The organism is Bacillota bacterium (assembly GCA_012837285.1).
In the GTDB taxonomy this organism is placed as follows: Bacteria; Bacillota; DTU030; order DUMP01; family DUMP01; genus DUNI01.
Window position 1 is genome coordinate 1 of the sequence record DURJ01000101.1, and the last position, 2,842, is coordinate 2,842.

Genomic DNA, 2,842 nt, shown 5'->3' on the forward strand with positions numbered 1-2,842 from the left:
CGAGGTATTAGGGCCAAACCTTGCTATTGTCATCCCGAACATAGCGAGGGATCTTGTGTAGCGGTCTATTAGTTGCGGGCTTGAGACTGAGAAGACCGGGCGATGATACTTGGATAGGCCTGCCGCAGGCGCAGACCGGCGGCTGCGGCCACACCGCATTTAATCAGATCGCCGGGGATAAAAGGCAGAGCCCCTTGAATAGCGGCAGGGATCAGGCCGATGCCGGTAACAAGAGACAACTGGATTACACCCAGGGAATAAACGACGATAACGCCGCCGGCGATATTAGCCAGGAAAAGACGGATCCAGCCGGGATGTGAGCTGCGCTCGGTAATGAGGCCGATGACTGCTGCCGCCAAGGGCCAGCTTAGAATATAGCCGCCGGTGGGGCCCAGCAGTTTGCCTAAACCTCCGGTGGCTCCGGCAAACACCGGGAAGATTACACCGGTAAGATCGAACAACAATAGAGTAATAAAGCCCAGGCGACTTCCCAACAGCATACCGGCCAACATCACGCCGAAGGTTTGACCGGTAAGGGGAACGGGGCTGAAGGGCAGGGGGATGTTTACGTAACCTAAAGCTGTGAGCAGAGCGATAAACAAGGCTACGGTCATCATTTCCCGGAGGCTGACTTTTTCCACAACGATACATCCTTTCTGGACAAAATCATTGAGGCTACAGGGTCCCTTTCAAGTAGCTAACTATGTACTCATAATAAATATTTCCTGGGAAATTGTCAACCACCTGCTATATTTAGGTTGACAATCATTTTGTCTGTGTGTCTACGTGAATTGGGAAACGGGCGGGCCCGAAGTCCCGCCCCTACCCGTAAACTCTAATTGCGCTATCTGGCCACTGCAATACTCAAATTGCCGAGGGCCCCGAGCGAGCCAGGCTTGTTCTTACTGGCGGTCATTCTTCGGATGCAAGCTGCCTGCGCCGCCAGAGAACACCCAGAACTATCACCGCAAAGGCTCATAGAGATGCCTGGCTTATTGGCTGGGCCACGGGCCGAGGTTCCAGGCTGCGCAGTGGTGTACTGTCGGGCTCTTCTCGGCAGCCGGATGGCTCTAGCAGGTTGTGCAAGTGCTGCCAGGTGGCGGCAAAGGCGGCATCTTCAACGCTGCGGGGCCGGGCCAGCGTGTTTTTAACTACTGCCCGCATGGTACCGCCGCGAGCCAGGACCATAATTCGATCGGCCAACAGCAGGGCTTCTTCGATGTTGTGGGTGACAAAGACAATGGTTACGCCGGTTTCGTGCCAGATGCGGAGCAATTCTTTCTGTAGGCTGGAACGGGTGATAGCATCCAGGCTGCCGAAGGGTTCATCCATAAGAAGTACGGCCGGCTTTACACCTAGGGCCCGGGCAATGGCCACCCGTTGTTTCATGCCGCCGGAAAGTTGGTGGGGATAGAAATTGGCGTATTCGGCCAGACCCATGAGATCGAGATAACTTAGAGCCAGACTTTGCCGCTCAGCGGAGCTCTTCCCCTGTCCGGCTAGCCTAAGAGCCAGGACAACATTACCCAGCACAGTCCGCCAGGGAAAGAGCTGATTTAAGTCTTGAAAGACCATCATCCGATCTCGCCCCGGGGCAGAAACTCTGTGGCCGGCCAGGTAAACTCCTCCGGCCGTTAGGACTTCAAATCCAGCCAAGCAGCGCAGCAGGGTGGTTTTGCCGGATCCGGACGGCCCGATAATAGTCCAGAATTCACCCGGCCGAACCTTAAAACTGATGTCAGTTAGGGCCACCACTTCCTTGCCGCCGGTTCGAAAAATTTTAGTTGCGCGCCGGAACTCCACCTGTATCATCTACTTCTCACCCCTTATTTGATGCTCATACCCCAGCGGGCAACGGTGTGGCGTTCCAAAAAACTGAACAGGATATTTTCTATCATCAGACCGATGGAAATAATAACTAACATACCGGCAAACACTTTAGGTACTTCGAGAAAATAACGTTGCTTGTACAAAAACCAGCCCAGTCCGCCTTCGTTGCCGGAAGCACCGAAAACCATCTCTGCTGCCACTGAAGCTTGCCAGGCCCGGGCCCAGCCCACGCGCAGTCCGGACATAATCGCCGGCAACGCTGCCGGTAGCATCACCTGGTTCACCAGGCTGAGGCCGGTCAGCCCTAGATTACGCCCTACTTCAACTTGAGTGCGCGGTACTGAACGCAGCCCGCCGTAGATGCTGGCGGTAAGGGGCCAAAAGGCTGAGAAGATAATAAGAAGGATAATGGAGTGAACCCCAGCTCTAAACCACAGGAGCAAGATGGGCAGAATGGCAATGGACGGTAGCGGATGGAGAATGGCCATCAAGGCCATCAGGCCATCGGCCCAAGGTTCCCACAGCATGGCTAAGGCACAGGCAAGAAACGAGGTAGCGATGGCCAGCCCCAATCCGACGGCAATTAGGGACAGCGAGTACCAAGTGCGGCCGGCAATTTCTCCCCCGCTCAGTTCTTGGGCCAACGCGGACAGAATATCGGTTACCGGCGGGAACAGCAGCCGAGGCCAGATATTCAGGCGAGCCAGAATTTCCCAAGCCAAAGCGAGCGCAGCCAGAATGAACGCTTGGCGCAGGTACCTAGACAAACAATCACCCCTTTTCCCCTGCCACAGTGTGAGGCCTGTTCACCGAATTGTTGCCGGTGTCACTTTAGGCCTCTGCGCTCAATATATGCCGCGGTGGTTTTTCCTGTGCTCTATATACCTGCCGCCAGTACGATCAAGATGACGGCACCAAGAAGGAGAGCGACTTTCAGGGGCGGAACTTGGCCGATCATTCCAGCCAGGCCCAGGCTGCTCACCACCAGAAAGACAGTGGGCCCGATGATGCC

The 2,842-nt window shown here is 55.4% G+C and carries 4 protein-coding genes; all 4 read right to left on the reverse strand.

Features of this window, described 5'->3' with window-relative positions; translation table 11 throughout:
- Positions 1-68: 68 nt before the first annotated feature.
- Positions 69-617: a biotin transporter BioY gene (locus GX016_05765; protein HHT71066.1), complete on the reverse strand. Its 549-nt coding sequence runs from the start codon at positions 615-617 to the stop codon at positions 69-71.
- Positions 618-975: 358 nt separating this feature from the next.
- The gene (locus tag GX016_05770) at positions 976-1,812 is read right to left on the reverse strand and encodes an ABC transporter ATP-binding protein (GenBank protein ID HHT71067.1); all 837 of its coding nucleotides are present in this window, start codon (positions 1,810-1,812) and stop codon (positions 976-978) included.
- A 14-nt stretch (positions 1,813-1,826) separates the two neighbouring features.
- Positions 1,827-2,597 carry an ABC transporter permease gene (locus tag GX016_05775; protein ID HHT71068.1) on the reverse strand — a complete coding sequence of 257 codons (771 nt, stop codon included), beginning with the start codon at positions 2,595-2,597 and terminating at the stop codon, positions 1,827-1,829.
- Between the two features lie 110 nt (positions 2,598-2,707).
- Positions 2,708-2,842: DUF2619 domain-containing protein (locus GX016_05780; protein HHT71069.1), on the reverse strand; the 135-nt coding region annotated here is incomplete at its 5' end.

Bases quoted from the DNA above. Each gene is read 5' to 3' on its own strand.
- GX016_05770 (HHT71067.1), bottom strand. From the start codon at position 1,812: ATGATACAGGTGGAGTTCCGGCGCGCAACTAAAATTTTTCGAACCGGC.
- GX016_05765 (HHT71066.1), bottom strand. From the start codon at position 617: ATGATGACCGTAGCCTTGTTTATCGCTCTGCTCACAGCTTTAGGTTAC.